This is a genomic window from Mesorhizobium sp. GbtcB19, assembly GCF_019091085.1.
Taxonomy (GTDB): domain Bacteria; phylum Pseudomonadota; class Alphaproteobacteria; order Rhizobiales; family Rhizobiaceae; genus Mesorhizobium.
This window is the reverse complement of sequence record NZ_JAGXJY010000207.1, coordinates 1-277: the sequence shown is the minus strand read 5'-3', so window position 1 is coordinate 277 and position 277 is coordinate 1. Positions and strand designations below refer to the sequence as shown.

The following is a 277-nucleotide window of genomic DNA, read 5'->3' as shown; positions in this document are numbered from 1 at the left end:
GCCTCGACGATCTGGCTGGTGGCCGGGGGGATGGCCTCGTCGCCATCGCCGCGGATGCGGTTCGGCACGTCGCCGCTGTCCGGGGCCGTCAGCCAGTAGCCGGTCTTTTCGCTATCCAGGTGCCAGCGGGCGAGTTCGCCGATGAAATGTCTCGCCTGTGCCGAATAGGCCTGATCGCCGGTCGCTTCGTAGAGCGCGCTCGCCGTGGTGGTCATGGCGGCATAGTCGCTGGGCAGCGCCGGGAAAAGCTTCTTGGCGCCGCGCATGGGATGGGGGA

1 pseudogene is annotated in these 277 nt (G+C 68.2%); it reads right to left on the bottom strand.

Annotation, left to right across the window (positions count from 1 at the left end):
- Positions 1-277 (bottom strand): annotated as a pseudogene (locus KVT37_RS32195) (thioredoxin domain-containing protein); the annotation flags it as partial.